A 16,298-nucleotide genomic window follows, 5' to 3' on the forward strand; every position below is an offset into this window, starting at 1 on the left:
TCCGTAACTGTTTTCACTCATTACGAACGTAATAGAGCAATCAAAGCAAGCCTGCCCGGATTGTTTTCTAATGAATTTATCAATAAGGAAACTCTTACAGTGAGGTGTGGCACTGTAAATTATGGGTGTTTAATGTCAGCTGAACCAGTTGAGATGTAATTGAAGAGAGCAATAACTGATAAGTGTGCTAATGGAAATGATTGCGAAAAGGATGGCTACAAAATGCTGAAACCCGTTTCGATATTATAAAGATTGGGAATTTTATCAAATTATGAAAGTGCTAAATGTGAAGATTGATATATGAAGTTTATTATATGAAACTTATTTTCTTGCTTTAACCACTGCGTTGGCTTTTTACGAATAACAAGGATACCCGTATTGGTAATATTTTTGATACTAACATTAATTGTTAACCGATAACAAGTAATTGTTTAATTTTATGCTCATAAGTATCCTTTCCGAGCACCAGATTTTGACCCAGCCATTCATTACCGTAAATCACTAATTATGGATGGTATTGAATTAAATTATCAGAATATTCTTAACCAATTGGTAGGGCGTATTAAGCAATCCCGGCAGCACATTGTAAAGGTTGCCAATAGTGAGCTTTTAATAACGTATTGGGAAATTGGCAAGATAATTCTTGATCAACAACAGAAAGAAGGCTGGGGAAAAAATACTATTGGTCGGCTGGCCAATGACCTGAAGTCCGAATTCCCAAACTCGTCTGGTTTTTCTGTTCGTAATTTAGCTTACATGCAGGCTTTTGCTGAGGCATGGCCTCAGTTCCCAATTTTGCAACCAACGGTTGCAAAATTGCAAGGTGTTGAAAATCAGGGAAATAATAATTTTTCAGCCTTGCTTCAAGTCCCCTGGACCCATCACACAGTTATACTATCAAAAGTTAAAACAATTGAGGAAAGGATATTCTATCTAAATAAGGTTGTTGAGAATAGTTGGACTAAAGAGCTATTGAAGATTAACATAGATACAGACCTCTTCAGCCGTCATTGTAATGCGATTACTAATTTTGATCAGACTTTGGCCGGTAATCAATCTGAATTGGCAAAACTAGCACTTAAGAATCCTTACATATTTGACTTCCTGGAAGTTACAGATGAAATACAGGAACGTGAACTGGAAAGAGCGCTGATAAAACATATTCAACGATTCTTGCTTGAGCTTGGAAAAGGCTTTGCATTTGTTGGTAACCAGTTTAATGTTAAAGTAGAAGATGATGAATTTGCCCTGGATCTTCTGTTTTTCAATTATAATCTTAATTGTTTTGTAGTTTTTGAACTCAAAGTGTGCGATTTTAAATCAGAATTTGCAGGCAAACTCAACTTTTATGTCAATACTATTGATGCTCAATATAAAATGCCTTCCCATGGTCCAACTATTGGTGTTTTGTTATGTAAAACACCCAATAAGACTGTTGTCAAGTATTCCTTAAAAGGAATTGGAACTCCAATGGGAGTGGCAGAATACGATCTTATGCCAAAACAATTGCTGGTTGAGATGCCTACAATAGAGGAACTAGAGCAGGAATTGCAAAAGGAAATGCAGGTTGCTTTAAATCCAATGGATGCCAAACGGCAAAAATTGAATGAGGTACTAAGCAGGTTAAAAGGTGAGCAAATCAAAAGTATTAAAGAAGCAAAAAATGTTATTTATCTCTTTACAGAGTTCTTGCAACCATTGAATATGAAAATGCAAATAATGCTAAGTAATGAACTTGAATTATTTGCCAGGAACAAATTTGAGATCAGAATAAATGAATCTCTAAGCCAGCATTTTATGACTTATGATTTAGAAGCGCGACTACTTAATAATGGAGAAATATCGAAGCTTGGTCTAAACGCATGCTTTGACGGGTTTAAGCCAGCTGGGTTAAAGTCATTTAACCTGTCGAAAGAACTGCTGATTGAACTCGGAGACTACAAGTATATATTAAAGATTGAAAATTCATGTATCTATTCTGAGTATTTGTACCATTACGAATGGAAAGAACAAGACATTGATTTGATTGCTGAACAATGGATCTTATTGATCATAGAAGAGATAAATGAAAAAGTTGAAGGAATTCTATAGTCTTAGCTGCTTACACCTCCAAATACTCACACAACACCTGCCTTCCGGATGGGAGTAAGGAACTGGTAGCAACGGAGATTCATAACCGATCTGCACGTGCTAAAAAGCCAATGGTCAAACTGAACTGTGCAGACCTCCCTGCCAGTCTGATAGAAAGTGAATTATTCGGTTATGAACGGGGAAGCTTCACAGACGCTTTCGACAGGCGCATTGGTAAGTTTGAACTGGCGCATGGCGGCACACTTTTTCTGGATGAAATAGGTGAGATGCCCATCGAGTTGCAGTTAAAACTATTGCGTGTGTTGCAGGAAAAAGAACTGGAGCGGATCGGTGGCAGAACAACTATCCGGGTGGATGTTCGCATCATTGCGGCCACCAACCGGAACCTGGAAAAGGAGATGGCGCAGGGCAGGTTTAAAGCAGGAGGAAAGTAAGCCTGAAAACACCGCCATCAAAACCATCGCTGAAAATGAAAAGGACCATATCATGAAGGCACTGCTGGCCTGCAATCATAAATTGTACGGCCCCGGTGGAGCGGCCGAGCTCCTGGCCATCAATGGGAGCACGCTGAAAGCAAGAATGAGCAAGCTGGGGCCGGGAAGAAATTCACATCCTGAAGCACCCTCTGTTTCAATCCCTTACCTATTTTATCATTCACTTAACTTTTCACATGCTGCGGCGCGCGTAAATAACCTGTCTGAATAGTAGTTTTGTAGTTCCTTATTTTTTGTAAAATTCACTTCGAGGCCATTTCTGCTGCAAGATCTCTACACCATTATTCATTTTTAAAAATTAAAGTACATGAACAAGATCCTTTCTTGCTTCCGGAGACTTGCGTTACCTGTTGTAGCTGTGGCTGTGTCCGGGGTGTTGTTTAGTGCCTGCCTGAAGAATAAGGATGGCGACAGTACCCAGATACCTGCGGCAGGCCTGATGGCTTTCAACCTGGCTCCTGATCAGCAATCGCTGGTGATCCAGTTGTCCGGCAACACATTGACCCAATCTCCGCTGGCTTATCAGAGTTTCACCGGGGTATACCAGAATATCTACACCGGCAACCGCTCGGTATCCGCATTCGATTATCCTGATCCAACGCCGCTGGTTACCAGCAGTCAGAATTTTGAACAGGGTAAATACTATTCCCTTTTTGTAGTGGGTACAGGCGATAAGTACAAAAATGTGATTTCCACCGATAACTTCGACAGCCTGTCGGCCAGTTCCGGTAAAGCTTATGTGAGGTATATCAACGCCATTGCAGACTCAGTGAATGCTGCAGCGGTAACCATCACAGCCAATGGAAGTTCAGTGGTGAACAACAATGCCGTGTATGCCACTGTAAGTGAGTTCAAAGAAGTAAATCCAGGAGAGGTTACCATTGCTGTGAAAAGCAGCAATGGAGTAGATGTGAACAGAACCATCTCCCTTGAACCCAAAAAAGTATACACCGTTTTATTATCCGGTATTCCAAAAGAAACCAATGAAAGCAGCAAAGTGCAGATCAGGTTTGTGACCAATGGCACGCTGACGGATGAAAGTCCGAAGCCATAATGAGCAGCTTTCAACAGTAAAAAATGGAGAGACGAATGTTTCTCCATTTTTTTAGTACAAAAACTCAATTATTTAGCAATATATAGCTAATTTGTTTAGTATATTTGAAATATGATGAGGAATGAAGAGCGGGTACTGGAGAAACTGACCATCCTGGCGGATGCAGCTAAATATGATGTTTCCTGTTCTTCGAGCGGAAGCAACCGCACCAACCACAATAAGGGATTGGGAACAACAGGTAATGGAATCTGTCATGCTTATACGGAGGATGGCAGATGTGTTTCGCTGCTGAAGATCCTGCTTACCAACCACTGTATTTTCGATTGTGCCTATTGTGTCAGCCGTAAAAGCAACGATATCAAAAGAGCTGCATTCACGGTGCAGGAAGTAGTTGATCTCACCATCAATTTTTACCGGAGGAATTATATTGAAGGACTGTTCCTGAGCTCAGGTATTTTTTCCAACGCGGATTACACGATGGAAAGGCTGGTGCTCATCGCTAAAAAACTCAGAACAGAGTATCGTTTCAATGGGTATATCCATCTCAAAGCTATTCCCGGAGCCAGTGATGAACTGGTGCGCGAAGCAGGCCTGTATGCGGACCGGTTGAGTGTAAATATTGAAATGCCTACGGAAAGCAGCCTGCAGTTACTGGCGCCTGATAAGAAGAGGGAAGACATGATCAGGCCTATCCGTTATCTGAAAGATGCTATCATAGAAAATTCAGAAGAAAAAAAGCAGCTGAAACATGCACCCCGTTTTGCTCCTGCCGGGCAGAGCACGCAAATGGTGATCGGCGCCACTCCGGAAACCGATATGCAGATCCTGCATATTGCCGACCAGTTTTACAAGCGCTTCAACATGCGGCGTGTCTATTATTCAGGATATGTTCCCATCAGCTATGATAACCGCCTGCCTTCGGTGGGAACGCCAGTACCCATTGTCCGCGAGAACCGCCTGTACCAGGCCGACTGGTTGCTGCGCTTTTATGGTTTCCAGGTGAATGAAATTGTGAACCAGGAGCAACCGCTGCTGGATATGGACATAGATCCAAAGCTTGGGTGGGCGCTTCGCAATATGCACCTGTTCCCGGTGAATATCAATACTGCGGATAAGAAACTGATCATGCGGGTGCCGGGCATTGGTCTCGCATCCGTGGAGAAGATCTGTGCGGCCAGGAAATTCAATAAACTGGACTGGGATCATCTTAAAAGTATCGGGATCAGTGTCAGCAGGGCCAGGTACTTCATCACCTGCGCCAGTCGTGATTTTGAGCGAAAGGACCTGACTCCGGACCGGATCAGACAGCAGATCCTCACCTTGGGCAAGAGCAAATACGAAGCTAATTTCTCCACACAGATCAAATTATTCTGAAATGCAGTTGATGGTTTACGATGGAAGTTTCGATGGATTCCTGTCTGCGGTTTTTGATGTGTATGAGTATAAATTCACTGCAGTGGATTTTGCATCCGGAGAAAATTACCAGAAGAATATTTTTGATACCGCGCATGAGGTGATCACGGATGACAATAAGGCTGGCCGGGTTTGGAAAGGTTTACAATTACGTTTACCAACAGGCGCCTGCGGGGAATTATACAAAGCCTTTCTTTCAGAGCAGCAGGGAATTGAGAATGTGTTGCTGCAATATATCCAGTATGCATTTACATCCGTTCATTCCATAGAACAGGATTTCAGTAATCCGTCTGTATTGACTGTTACCCAAACAGCAAAGATGGTGCACCGGGAAAAGCATCGTATGGAGGCATTCATACGCTTTCAGCTTACAAAGGACAACCTGTATTATGCCGTGATAGAGCCCGATTTCAATGTGCTGCCCCTCATTAAAAAGCATTTCCTGGATCGTTATGCAGACCAGCAGTGGCTGATCTATGATGCCCGGCGAAAATATGGATTGTATTACGATACTGTACAGGTGGATACGGTTCATTTGACCTTCACAGAAGAAGCCGGATCCGGAAAAGAGATCCGCAACCTGTATGATGAAACTGAGGAGCTCTATCAGAAATTATGGAAACAATACTTCAGCAGTGTAAATATCAGCGCCAGGAAAAACCTCAAACTGCATATTCAGCATATGCCCAGAAGATATTGGAAATATCTACCGGAGAAAGATCCGTTCCGATGAATTGCTGCAGAAAGCATGTACATCCATTACGCCTTGTACAACAGGAATTTTTCTTTCAGCTCAATGGTATTCTGCACTTCCATTTTTTCAAAAGCCCGCTTGCGGTAAGTACCAATGGTGGTGATGTCGAGCCCCATTCTTTCCCCGATTTCTTTAACGCCCATGCCCAGCACCACATGTTCAACTACCTGTAGCTCCCTGTCTGAAAGTGAATCGATGGGGTTTTTAGTTGCTGGCCCGGAATTATGGATCAGGTTACCGAGTAAATCTGAACTTACATATATTTCACCTTTAAAGATGCAGCGGATAGCTTTCTCAAGCTCTTCGATAGAGGTTTGTTTGCAAAGGAAGCCACGGACGCCTTTTTCAATCAGTCTCCGGGCATAGATCCGTTCTTCACTCATGGAGTATACAAGAATATTGGTGTGAGCGCTGCAGGCTTCTATCTTTTGCATGATCGATAACAGGTTGCCATCGGTCAATACCATATCCAGTATGGCATAGTCTATTTTTTTACCTGAAAGGATCTGTGCTACTGATGCACAGGATTCAGCTTCTATGATCTGAAATTTTGCGGAAAAACTTTCTATGATCATCCTGATCCCACGCCGGACTATCTGATGGTCATCGGCAATCAAAACAGTTTGCATACGTAAGCGGTTGGGTACAAAATTGAACTGGACGGGTAGCAATTTAATCATTTATTGCATACATTGCCGGTAGCACATTATCCTTCCGCGATCTTTCTGAATTTCAGTGTAACAGTGGTCCCGGAATCTTCAGTACTGCGTACGTTCAATGTACCGTCAACAAGGCGGAGCAGGTCTTTGATGATAACATACCCAAACTGGTACCTGGAAGTTTCTCCTACTGTATAACCAGCCACAAAGGTTTCCATGCTGTTCAGTTTCTTCAACAGATCCGGGTTTATTCCGGGACCAGTATCGGTCACTGTTATGATCACTTCCTCATCTGTGCTTTCTCCCCGGATGCCTACAGCTCCGGCCGGCGTATATTTCATGGCATTCATGGAAAGATTGTAGATGATAACGCCCATGGCCTGCGCGTTTTGTACCATCTCTATATGGGCAGGAACATCAATTTCAAAGTTCAATCCTTTTTCCCTGGCGAGGGTGGCGGGAATTTCAACCGTTTCAGCAACCAGTTTACTGAGGTTGAACTTTTCCGTTTCCATTTTTACCGACTGGTGGTGGAATTTTATCCAGTTCAGGATATTCACCGAAAGCGATTCCAGTTCCTTCGCAACGTTGACGATAAACGAAGCTGTATGATAACCTGCATCCGAATCCTGGAAAGCATCCTTCAGCCTGTTACCCATATATCCCATGAATTTCAGGGGGCTGATCATATCATGACTGATGATGCCGATCAACCTCGCTTTGATATTATTGTCTTCTTCCAGCCTCAACTGCTGGGCCTGTAATTGTTTCAGCTGGTCTTCGAGCTGCCTGCTTTGTGATTCGATGTTTTGGGTTTGAAGGGCCACCAGTTCCTGCAATTCTTCTTTCCTGCGGGCAATGGTAGCAGTGCGCCATTTCACCACTCCTGTCAGGAGGGCTATCAGTCCCATGAAGCAGAACAGATAGAACCACCAGGTCTGGAACCAGGGTTTGCTGATATGGAATCTGACAGTGCTGATACCGAAATCATCAGGCTTATATCCGTTCCTTACGCGCAGGTGCAGGGTATAATCACCTGGTTGCAGCCTGCCGAACTGGATGATATTGTTTTGTATGAGATCCTGTGTTTCCCATGTACTGGAATAAGGTTCCAGTTTATAGGAAAAATAAATGTTTTCCGGATTGCCAAAGTAAGGCAGGGTGAGTTTAAAGCGCAGGTTCCGCGCATCGTATGGTATATGCTGCAGGTTGCTGTCGCTTACCAGATACAACATAGTATCTATCAGTACTTCGTCTATAAAGATCTGACCACCAGGTGGTGGGGTATGAGGCTGTAATGGATCAAATACCGCTATTCCATTCATCGTGGGAAATGAAAACCGGTTATTGGAAAGCCTGATGGCGCAGGGCTGGCAGCCTCCGTTGAATTCTGTGTTGTAGATGCCGTCTTCCTTTCCGAAATACTGGTAGTAGATTTCGGGCAGGTCATTTTCAAAAGCTGCCAGGAGGCTTTGCATGCTTGTTTTGAACAACCCGTGGTTGGTACTGATCCAGCAATATCCCTGCTCGTCTGTCATAAAGCAATGCGCGTAAGACAGGTACTGGTTCTTATCCGTGGGCATCTTTTTTACAATGCCGTTCTTGTAAATATAAAGTCCCTGTCCATAAGTGCCAATGAACAGGTAGTCCCCGTATTTCAGCAGGCCGCGTGTTTTGGTGGTGAGGCCCGGAATATGGACCGTATCCAGTTTCTGCGGTCTGTTCACATCGAAGAGCACCAGTTTTTCCCCTGCAATGGCCAGTACGCCCGGTGCGTATTCAACGGCGGCATCCGGTGCGAGAAATCCTTTCAGGTCTTTGGGATTGTCCGGGATCCGGAAGAGCTGTTTGTAAGTGTTGTTGGTGATATCTGCAATGAACAGTTCGCTGATCATGTACAGGCGGCCGTTCATTTCCACAAATACCATTTTGTTGACTTCTGTACGGGTAGGGATCTTAACAGTGTGGCCATCGCGGTACCAATGTACGATGGTATCTATATTGTGGTACCAGCAATCTCCATTGCTGTCTTTATAGATATTCCTGGAGCGGAACTTTAATGGGGGGGCTTCTTTAACGAGCGAGCCCTGCGTGGTAAAGTAAAGCCCGGATGAAGTGATAACAGTTCCGGGTACGGCTTCCGCCTGACCATATTCCTCTTTACCCGCTTCGATATCAGGCTCTGCCCGTACCGGCTGTAGGAACGGTGCTTCTACAATGTATAATCCATTTGTTTCACTGCCTAAAAAGAGCCGGTTCTGTTCTTCCCAGATCTGTACGGCAATGATATGACTGTTTTCAGGACAGCAATCCCGGCAAACCAGTTGAAGATGCAGGCTGTCGTTCTTTCCGTTCAGTTTGTAGATATTGGGATAGTCGATGATCACTGGTGCATCCATGCCTGGTTCCCATATTAGCCGGGGCATTTTTTGTTTCCAGCTATTATTGGGAGGCAGGCCGTAAACACGCACCGGCATTGCTTTCCCCGTGCTGTGGTTATACCAGGCCATATGCAGCGCTGATTTTACGAAATACGTTTCTTTATTCAGCCTGAAGAGTGCCTGATAGCCTGGAAATTCAAGCAACCTTTTTTGTGCTGCCTGGTAATGATAGATATTCCCGAAATGGTGGAATGAAAAACTGCTGCTGTCGCCTTTCTCATCATCAAATAATACCAGCGGCGGAAGAAAGCCGGAACTTGACAGGTGGCGTAATCTTTCTGCTACTTCGGCTGCCGGCCTTAAAGTGTATTCTCCGCCCCGGGAGCTATAGGGTGAAAGAAAGAATGTGTCCTTAAAAAGGAATTCAGGATGGTTTTCATTGATCCTGCTCACCAGGAAGTATTCATCAGCAAAATAAATGGCGCCTTCCCTGTTGCGGGTCAGCGCGGCGGTTCTGCGATTGGTGAGGTCATCTTTGTTATTCCTGAAGCTGGTGAAATATTTACCATCGAAGCGTACAAGCCCTGCCTGGCTGCCAATCCAGAGGAAGCCGTTCTTTTTATCGAGCTGCAGCCCTTTGATGCCATTGGCCGGCAAGCCGTTCTCATTGGTAAAATGCCGGATGATATGTTTTTGCCGGGCATGAACGGAAACGGCCTGTAACAGCCACAGGATAGTGGCCAGGATTTTCAGGGGTGTATTCGTTGCGTTCATGGGCATCGAATATAGTAAGAAGCGGGTAGTTGAAATGAAATAGTGTCAATAAAAAAACTCCGGTCAGGGATATGACCGGAGTTGTGATTGTTTTTTCAGCTGCTTTGCAGCAGGAGCTGCATCGTTTAGGGCCTGATGATGGAGAAACTTTTTCTTTCTGCTCCATTGATCACCTGCAGTACATAAGTTGCTTTCGGTAAAGTCTGCATGCTTACAAAACGGGTGGATCCGTTTCCGCTGATCACCGGGTTCATGCGCTGCCCCCAGATATTGTAAACCTGGATGCTGGCGCGCTCATAACCGGCAGGCAGTGTTACCTGAACGCGGTTGTCTGTGATCTTCGGATATACGTTGATGGTTTCGCTGGCACACCTGTTCTTTACGAAAATGATATTGCTGTGTTTGAATCTGGCATCGGTATCAACCAGCTTCAGGCGGTAATAATTGGAGGATGCTTCAGGTGAAATATCGGTCCAGTTAAAATCTGATGCGCCGGAGTAAGCCACTGTAGCCATTTTGGTGAAAGTTTGAGCATCTGTGCTTTTCTCGATTTCAAAATGGCTGAAGTTGACGGCTTCGCTTACTTTCCAGTTGAGGCGGATATTGCAATCCACCTGTTTGCCGGTGAAACTTTCCAGGGTGATGGGCAGGGTGGATGCATTGGTGATCACAATCTCATCGCTGATAGTGCAGCCGTCGGGGAAGCTTACATCCACGGAGTAGGTACCGGGGCCTGTGATCTCCAGTGTATCTGCGGTGCTGTTATCGTTCCAGGTGAACTGGGAACCGGGAGCGCCAAAGAAGCCAGTGGTGTAAAGTGTAACAGGATAATCTGCAGGGTTAACTGCCCTGTCTGCTCCCAGGCCTAAGATAGGCGATGCCCCGTCATAAGGCGCGATGTTCCAGTTGGTATTGTTACCCAGGTCTGTGCTATGCTTTTGCGCGGAGAAAGGGGCAGCGGTTCCGGCCGCAGTGATCCTTCTCATTCTGATGTAATCAAAGCTTACGGGGTCCCCATTCTTGGTGATGGTGGCATTGACGGTAGTGCTTGAACTTACGATCTCGGTGGCACGGCAGGGAGTGCCACTGCCATACCAGGCATCGTTCACTGTATTGTTGCTGCCTGCAAGCAGCGTATAAGTATTGCCGGGGAAGAAGATCAGGGTGTCCATCACGTTGCCGCTGCCGGTGATGGTGCCGCTGCCTTTGAACTCAACCCGGTCGATGGTATTGTTGCTTCCGGTGATACCAACAGTAGCGGTAGTAGAGGCATTGGTAAAAGTAAGCCTGTTGATCACAGTGTTGTTCATGGCCACAGTAGTGGAAGTTAAACCGGTTATCAATACAGTATCGTATTGCATGCCTTCAGCCTTGAAGTCGCCGGTGGTAATGCTGGAGTTGGCGGCATTCAGGGTGTGGTTGGCGGCAGCTCCCTGGAAGCGCCAGCCGAAGGGGCAGGTAACAGTGGAGTTGCTGATATCGATGGCAAACACATTGTTGATGGCCACTGAATTATCGATCTGCAATATATCAAGCCTGATCCCTGAAGCATTGAATGCTCCGTTGTAGAAGGATATATTGGTTTGGGCATTGCTGAAATCGTTCAGCACGGTAAGGCTGCTGCCTGTTTTATCGATCGCTATATCGAAGTTGCCCAAAACATTGCCTGTGAGGAAGGCGGGAGCAGGGCCTTTGAATAATACTGCCGCATCAAAAGTAGCAGCAGGATTGAGCACCAGATTATCACCCCAGATCTCCATATTCCAGGTGGCTGTCTTGTTCCAGATGGGGGCATTGGTGGCCGCAGCCCAGTTTACGTTTCTCGCATAGGCATTACCGGTACTGATGGTGACTGTTTTACTGGAGGGGGTAAATCCGCTGCCTGCATCAAAGTATACATCATCGTATACGGTAGGCACACAGGCTCCGGGCGTTCCGCCGCTGGTAAGGCTCCAGTGGTTGGGATCGTTCCAGTCTCCTGCGCCGCCAACCCAGTAACGGGGGCTTGCCGCCGCGGCATTGATGGTCCAGCCCGTGTTGCCGCCTGCATCGGCGCCGTTGACAACATAGGGTACACCAGGGCCGGTCACACGCAGGTTCTGCAGGTATACATTATCGATATGAACTTCGGTAGTGCTCTGGAGGGCCAGTGTGGGTGTGCCGCCGCCGCCGCCTCTCAATTCGCTGAGCCCGCTGCAGGGAGTTGCTTCTGCTTTGATGTATTTGAGAATGTTATTGGTTCCTGAGAAGATATAATTTCTTGAACCGGCCAGTATCAGGGAGTCGATAGTGTTACTGGTGCTATTTCCGATGGTACCCGATCCTTTATATTCCAGGCGGCGGATGGTGTTGTTGTTCAGGATCCTGCCGAGGCTGGTAGGGGAGGTGGAGGTGAAGGTCAGTTGTCCGAAACTGGTATTGGAGATATCGAAATCAGTAGCGCTTTCACGTCTGATCTCGGAGAGCTCCACCCAGGGATAGGTACCAGACGGCGCGTTGGTAGCGAACCTGGCATGGGAAGTAATGCGCGATCCGGTGGCAGTCATGGATTTATTGGCTCCAAAATACACCCACCTTAAGTTGGCCGTGATGGTTGCATTGGTAATATCCAGGGCTCTGGCAGCCGAGTTGTTACTGGCGAAGATCCAGAATGTAACGGTACGTCCGGACATATTCAATCCTCCGCTTCCGAAGTTGATACTGGAATTGCTGCCTGTGTTGATCCAGTCATCCAGTAATGTGAGAGAGCCGCTGCCGTCTTTGTAAACTGAAATGGAAAAATTACTTGTTCCCCCTGCCGCACCATTGGTGGTGAGCGTAGCGGCATCGGGGCCATAGAACTCAAACCCTGCAATATAACTTACAGTGGGCTGCAGCACTGCGGAACCATATATTCTGAATGTACCGCCGGCTTCATTGAAAGTGGTGGCACCAACGCCGGAAGCCCAGGTGATATTTTTACAGAATGAACTGCTGCTGGTAGTTACTGTCTGGCCTGCGAGACCACTGGCTGCATCGAACACCACGTTGTCGTTCTTGAAGGGAACACAGGCGCCGCCCGTGCCGCCGCTGCTGAGGCTCCAGTGGGCTTTATTATTCCAGTCTCCTGCACCGCCTACCCAATAGAGCGTAGTGCCCGTGCCTGATGGCTCTGTGATGGTAAAGCCTGAATTGCCCGTTCCATCGATACCATTCACTGCAATAGGAGTAACAGGGCCGGTGGCGATCACATTGGTAAGGACCACATTGCTGATATCCACGATAGCGCCGGAAGCAAAATTAACGGTGCCGGTAGCCGCATCACCATAAATTTCCGTATAGGCATCACAGGGAGCGCCGGACAGGTAGAGATATTTATTGATATTGAATGTGCCTCTGAATGTGGTGGTGCGATTGGGAGCCAGGATAACACTGTCCACCGTATTCACGTAATTGTTGCTCACCTGGAAACTGTTGAGTGCAGTGATCTTCCGGATCACATTGTTGGTGCCATCTATGGATGCTGCCAGTGTGAAAAGAACGGAACCGATGGTGTTGTTGGCGCCTATTGAACCCTGCCCGTTGAATACAAGTGTATCAACAGTGTTATTATTCCCGATATCCATGAATGCTCCTCCCGCTCCTGAAAAGGTAAGGGACTTGAATGTGGAGTTGGAGACAATGATGGTATTGGGGCCGGAGCCGTTGTTTGCCGTTACCCTGTTATACACGCCACCATCATTTACAAAAGTATAAGCCGTCAGCGTTGAACCGGTTGCATTGACGGTTTTGTTGAGATTGGTAAACCGGTACGCAAGACGCGCGCTCATAGTGGCATTGGTCATTTCAAGTACACGCAGATTGGTGTTTTCACTGCTGAACTGGAGGATATTCACCGTTTTCCCGGATACGTCAAATGTACCTGCCGTGAGATAGACCCAGTTGGTGCCGGAAGAATTGGTGTTTGCCGTAACAACCAGGTCATCCGTCAGGGTAAGACTGCTGCCTGGCTTATCGACCTCCAGACCAAACTCACCCAAAACATTTCCATTGGTGGTGAGGGTGGCTGGCGTTGCTCCCTGAAACCTGAAGAGCACATTGTAGGTGGTAACAGGCGAAAGCACCAGATTTCCGCTGACCGATACCGTGAATGTTGCGTTGCTGGTAATGATGCGCGGGTTATTGGGAACACCGGCCCAGGTCATATTATTACAAAAGGAATTTGCATTGACCGTTACGGTATTGGTGGCAGTAGTGGTGCCAAACCCGCTGTTTGAATCGAAGAACACGTTGTCGGAAGAAGAAGGTACGATACTGGGGATGGAACCTGCACTGCTGCCGAGGCGCCAGTGGTTCAGATCGCTCCAGTTACCAGCTCCGCCTACCCAATAATAATCTGCTGCATGGAGTTGTTGCACAAACAATACTCCAAGAAGAAGTAAAATTTTTTTCATGGGATCTTGATGAAATGGTTAAGACAATTGAATAGAAGTAATGAATAATGTGAAGGTAGAACCGCTAAAAAATGTGGGTTGTACAGTAAATTGAAAAGGGCTGTACGATTTGTACTACAGGTATCCCGCCTGTATCTGAAATTTCCATTTCCCAAATTTATTCTAATTTACACATGCAATCATTAATGTTATATATTGGTTTACAGTAATTTACAACAAGGCGAAGATGAAAAGCACCTGCTGGAACAAATTGCCGGTGGCGATGAGAGGGCATTTTCCATTATCATGAACCGCTATGCCAACCGTATTTACTCATACCTTATTTACTGGTTGAAACAGCCTGAACTGGCTGAGGAGATCCTCCAGGACATATTTACCAGCCTTTGGAAGTACAGGGATAACATCACAGGGATCGATAATTTCCCCGGATACATCTTCGTGATCACAAGGAACAGGGCCAAAGCCGCATTAAAGCAGCAAATGCTCGGTAGCCAGCCAATAAATCCTGACCATCTCTATAAACTTACCTATGGTCAAACCGGTCAGCAGGAGCTGGAATCCAAAGAACTGATGGAGATCCTGCAACGGGGTATCGATCAATTGCCGGCACGTAGGAAGGAGGTGTTCTTTCTCAGCAGGAAAGAAGACCTTACCTACGAAGAGATCGCCCAACGCCTGGGCATCAGCCGCAGTGCGGTACGGCAACATATTGTGGAAGCGCTGGTGTTTTTAAGGCACTATCTGAAAAAAAATGCCGGTATCATTATTTCCATCCTGGCCGGATTTGTACGGTAAAAAAATATTTTCTTTTTTTTCAGTCCGACCTGTCCTCTTTCCAAAAATCATACACTCTTATACCAATACATGCAAACGCAGACATTTGAATATTATATAGACAGGTATCTCCAGGGAAGTATTACTTCTGAAGAATTGACCGTGTTCCGCAGTTTTTTGCAGGATCCTCAAAACGATGAAGTGCTGCAGCAGGCAATGAAAAACAGTTGGGAAGAATGGGGTGGGCATGACCTCAGCTTCCCCGATGTATTGGAAAACCTGGAGCAGAAACTGAAGGCGGAGCGCATGTCCCGGGAATTACCCTCCGTAAAACCTCTTCCTCTTTACCGCCGGTCATGGGTCCGTTATGCAGCCGCAGCCATTTTGATCGCCGGCATTTCAACCGCAATAATGCTGTCCGCTGACAGGCGTACAAAGTCAGCCCCCGGGGCTGGGGCGGGCATTGTTTCGTCAGGCATCCTTCCCGGCACCAACAAAGCGGTACTGACTGTTGACGATAAACAAATTGACCTTTCCTCTGATAAAACGGGCATTGCCGTGGGAGCAACCATTGCCTATTCAGATGGCGAACAGCTGGCCGATGCAGGAAAAATGATAAAGCTGGCCACCCCCAATGGAGGCCAATACCAACTGACTTTACCCGATGGTACAAAAGCCTGGCTGAACGCAGCGTCCAGTATCAGTTTCCCTTCTGTTTTCAATAACGGGAAAAGACAGATCAGCGTTACAGGTGAGGTTTTCCTGGAAGTGGCGCAGGACAGGTCCAGCACATTTACCGTGGATATAGATGGTCAGTCAACAGTACAGGTGCTTGGCACCAGTTTCAATATCAATGCTTATGGTGATGAAGGAAATATTCAAACAACGCTGATCAATGGAAGTGTAAAAATAGTACCTGCTGTTACCAATGAGAAGACCGCAACTACAACGGCAGTTATCCTGAAGCCAGGTCAGCAGGCTATTCAATCCATAAAGGCGGCAGAGCCGATAAAGATCATCAATACCCCTAACCCCGACCAGATCCTCGCCTGGAAAAACGGAATATTCGAGTTCAATGGCGCTAATCTCAGACAGGTAATGAAGCAATTGGAAAGATGGTACAATATCCGGGTGGAATACAGTAACAATGTGCCGGATATCATTTTCAAAGGAGAGTTTTACAGGAATGTCAACCTCTCCGATATACTGGAAGTGTTGACGGAAATGGGAGTGAAATTCCGGATGGAAGGAAAAACACTCAAGGTACTCTGATCACCCTGCACGCCATTAGTGGAACAAACAATTTTACAGCTCAACAAGCTCATCATAGAACCAACAATCTAAAAATTAAGATGCATTAAACGTTCACCGCTCTCCAAATAAAAACCGGAAGAGGTCTGAAGCTCTTCCGGAATACGTTTGGATTACCAAAAACTGATAGGTCTCTTCCAAGACTGCTTTCTTCACCCAA

Annotated in this window: 11 protein-coding genes; 8 read left to right on the plus strand and 3 right to left on the minus strand. The window is 46.1% G+C overall.

What is annotated here, in order from left to right:
* The first annotated feature begins 507 nt into the window (after positions 1-507).
* From ACTHMC_RS24195 to ACTHMC_RS24220, 6 genes are all read left to right on the plus strand, one after another.
* Positions 508-2,091, plus strand: a complete 1,584-nt coding sequence (locus ACTHMC_RS24195; protein WP_440417170.1) for a PDDEXK nuclease domain-containing protein — start codon at positions 508-510, stop codon at positions 2,089-2,091.
* A 110-nt stretch (positions 2,092-2,201) separates the two neighbouring features.
* Positions 2,202-2,525: a sigma-54 factor interaction domain-containing protein gene (locus ACTHMC_RS24200; protein ID WP_440417172.1), complete on the plus strand. Its 324-nt coding sequence runs from the start codon at positions 2,202-2,204 to the stop codon at positions 2,523-2,525.
* Positions 2,446-2,796 (plus strand): hypothetical protein, encoded by a 351-nt coding sequence (locus ACTHMC_RS24205; protein WP_440417174.1) that lies wholly within the window; start codon positions 2,446-2,448, stop codon positions 2,794-2,796. The genes ACTHMC_RS24200 and ACTHMC_RS24205 overlap by 80 nt, the downstream gene beginning before the upstream one ends.
* A gap of 96 nt (positions 2,797-2,892) precedes the next feature.
* Positions 2,893-3,639, plus strand: coding sequence for a DUF4397 domain-containing protein (locus tag ACTHMC_RS24210; RefSeq protein WP_440417176.1), 747 nt, complete (start codon positions 2,893-2,895; stop codon positions 3,637-3,639).
* A 111-nt stretch (positions 3,640-3,750) separates the two neighbouring features.
* On the plus strand, positions 3,751-5,013 hold the full coding sequence (locus tag ACTHMC_RS24215) for a putative DNA modification/repair radical SAM protein (protein ID WP_440417177.1): 1,263 nt from the start codon (positions 3,751-3,753) through the stop codon (positions 5,011-5,013).
* 1 nt (position 5,014) lies between these two features.
* Positions 5,015-5,785, plus strand: coding sequence for a TIGR03915 family putative DNA repair protein (locus tag ACTHMC_RS24220; RefSeq protein ID WP_440417179.1), 771 nt, complete (start codon positions 5,015-5,017; stop codon positions 5,783-5,785).
* A 26-nt stretch (positions 5,786-5,811) separates the two neighbouring features.
* Here the strand turns inward: ACTHMC_RS24220 and ACTHMC_RS24225 are convergent, their stop codons facing one another.
* From ACTHMC_RS24225 to ACTHMC_RS24235, 3 genes are all read right to left on the minus strand, one after another.
* Positions 5,812-6,435 (minus strand): response regulator, encoded by a 624-nt coding sequence (locus ACTHMC_RS24225; RefSeq protein ID WP_440417180.1) that lies wholly within the window; start codon positions 6,433-6,435, stop codon positions 5,812-5,814.
* 77 nt (positions 6,436-6,512) lie between these two features.
* Entirely contained in the window at positions 6,513-9,620 is a 3,108-nt protein-coding gene (locus ACTHMC_RS24230; protein ID WP_440417182.1) for an ATP-binding protein, read from the minus strand.
* Between the two features lie 125 nt (positions 9,621-9,745).
* Positions 9,746-14,053 (minus strand): hypothetical protein, encoded by a 4,308-nt coding sequence (locus tag ACTHMC_RS24235; RefSeq protein WP_440417184.1) that lies wholly within the window; start codon positions 14,051-14,053, stop codon positions 9,746-9,748.
* 195 nt (positions 14,054-14,248) lie between these two features.
* On the opposite strand from ACTHMC_RS24235, the gene ACTHMC_RS24240 reads away from it, so the two are divergent.
* Positions 14,249-14,848, plus strand: coding sequence for an RNA polymerase sigma factor (locus ACTHMC_RS24240; protein WP_440417186.1), 600 nt, complete (start codon positions 14,249-14,251; stop codon positions 14,846-14,848).
* Positions 14,849-14,917: 69 nt separating this feature from the next.
* Positions 14,918-16,099 carry a FecR family protein gene (locus ACTHMC_RS24245; RefSeq protein WP_440417188.1) on the plus strand — a complete coding sequence of 394 codons (1,182 nt, stop codon included), beginning with the start codon at positions 14,918-14,920 and terminating at the stop codon, positions 16,097-16,099.
* The last annotated feature ends 199 nt before the right edge of the window (positions 16,100-16,298 follow it).

This window comes from Pseudobacter sp. (genome assembly GCF_051955275.1).
In the GTDB taxonomy this organism is placed as follows: Bacteria; Bacteroidota; Bacteroidia; order Chitinophagales; family Chitinophagaceae; genus Pseudobacter.

Coding starts and splice junctions, on each gene's coding strand:
- ACTHMC_RS24195 (WP_440417170.1), top strand. CDS start 508: ATGGATGGTATTGAATTAAATTATCAGAATATTCTTAACCAATTGGTA.
- ACTHMC_RS24200 (WP_440417172.1), top strand. CDS start 2,202: ATGGTCAAACTGAACTGTGCAGACCTCCCTGCCAGTCTGATAGAAAGT.
- ACTHMC_RS24205 (WP_440417174.1), top strand. CDS start 2,446: ATGTTCGCATCATTGCGGCCACCAACCGGAACCTGGAAAAGGAGATGG.
- ACTHMC_RS24210 (WP_440417176.1), top strand. CDS start 2,893: ATGAACAAGATCCTTTCTTGCTTCCGGAGACTTGCGTTACCTGTTGTA.
- ACTHMC_RS24215 (WP_440417177.1), top strand. CDS start 3,751: ATGATGAGGAATGAAGAGCGGGTACTGGAGAAACTGACCATCCTGGCG.
- ACTHMC_RS24220 (WP_440417179.1), top strand. CDS start 5,015: ATGCAGTTGATGGTTTACGATGGAAGTTTCGATGGATTCCTGTCTGCG.
- ACTHMC_RS24225 (WP_440417180.1), bottom strand. CDS start 6,435: ATGCAAACTGTTTTGATTGCCGATGACCATCAGATAGTCCGGCGTGGG.
- ACTHMC_RS24230 (WP_440417182.1), bottom strand. CDS start 9,620: ATGAACGCAACGAATACACCCCTGAAAATCCTGGCCACTATCCTGTGG.
- ACTHMC_RS24235 (WP_440417184.1), bottom strand. CDS start 14,053: ATGAAAAAAATTTTACTTCTTCTTGGAGTATTGTTTGTGCAACAACTC.
- ACTHMC_RS24245 (WP_440417188.1), top strand. CDS start 14,918: ATGCAAACGCAGACATTTGAATATTATATAGACAGGTATCTCCAGGGA.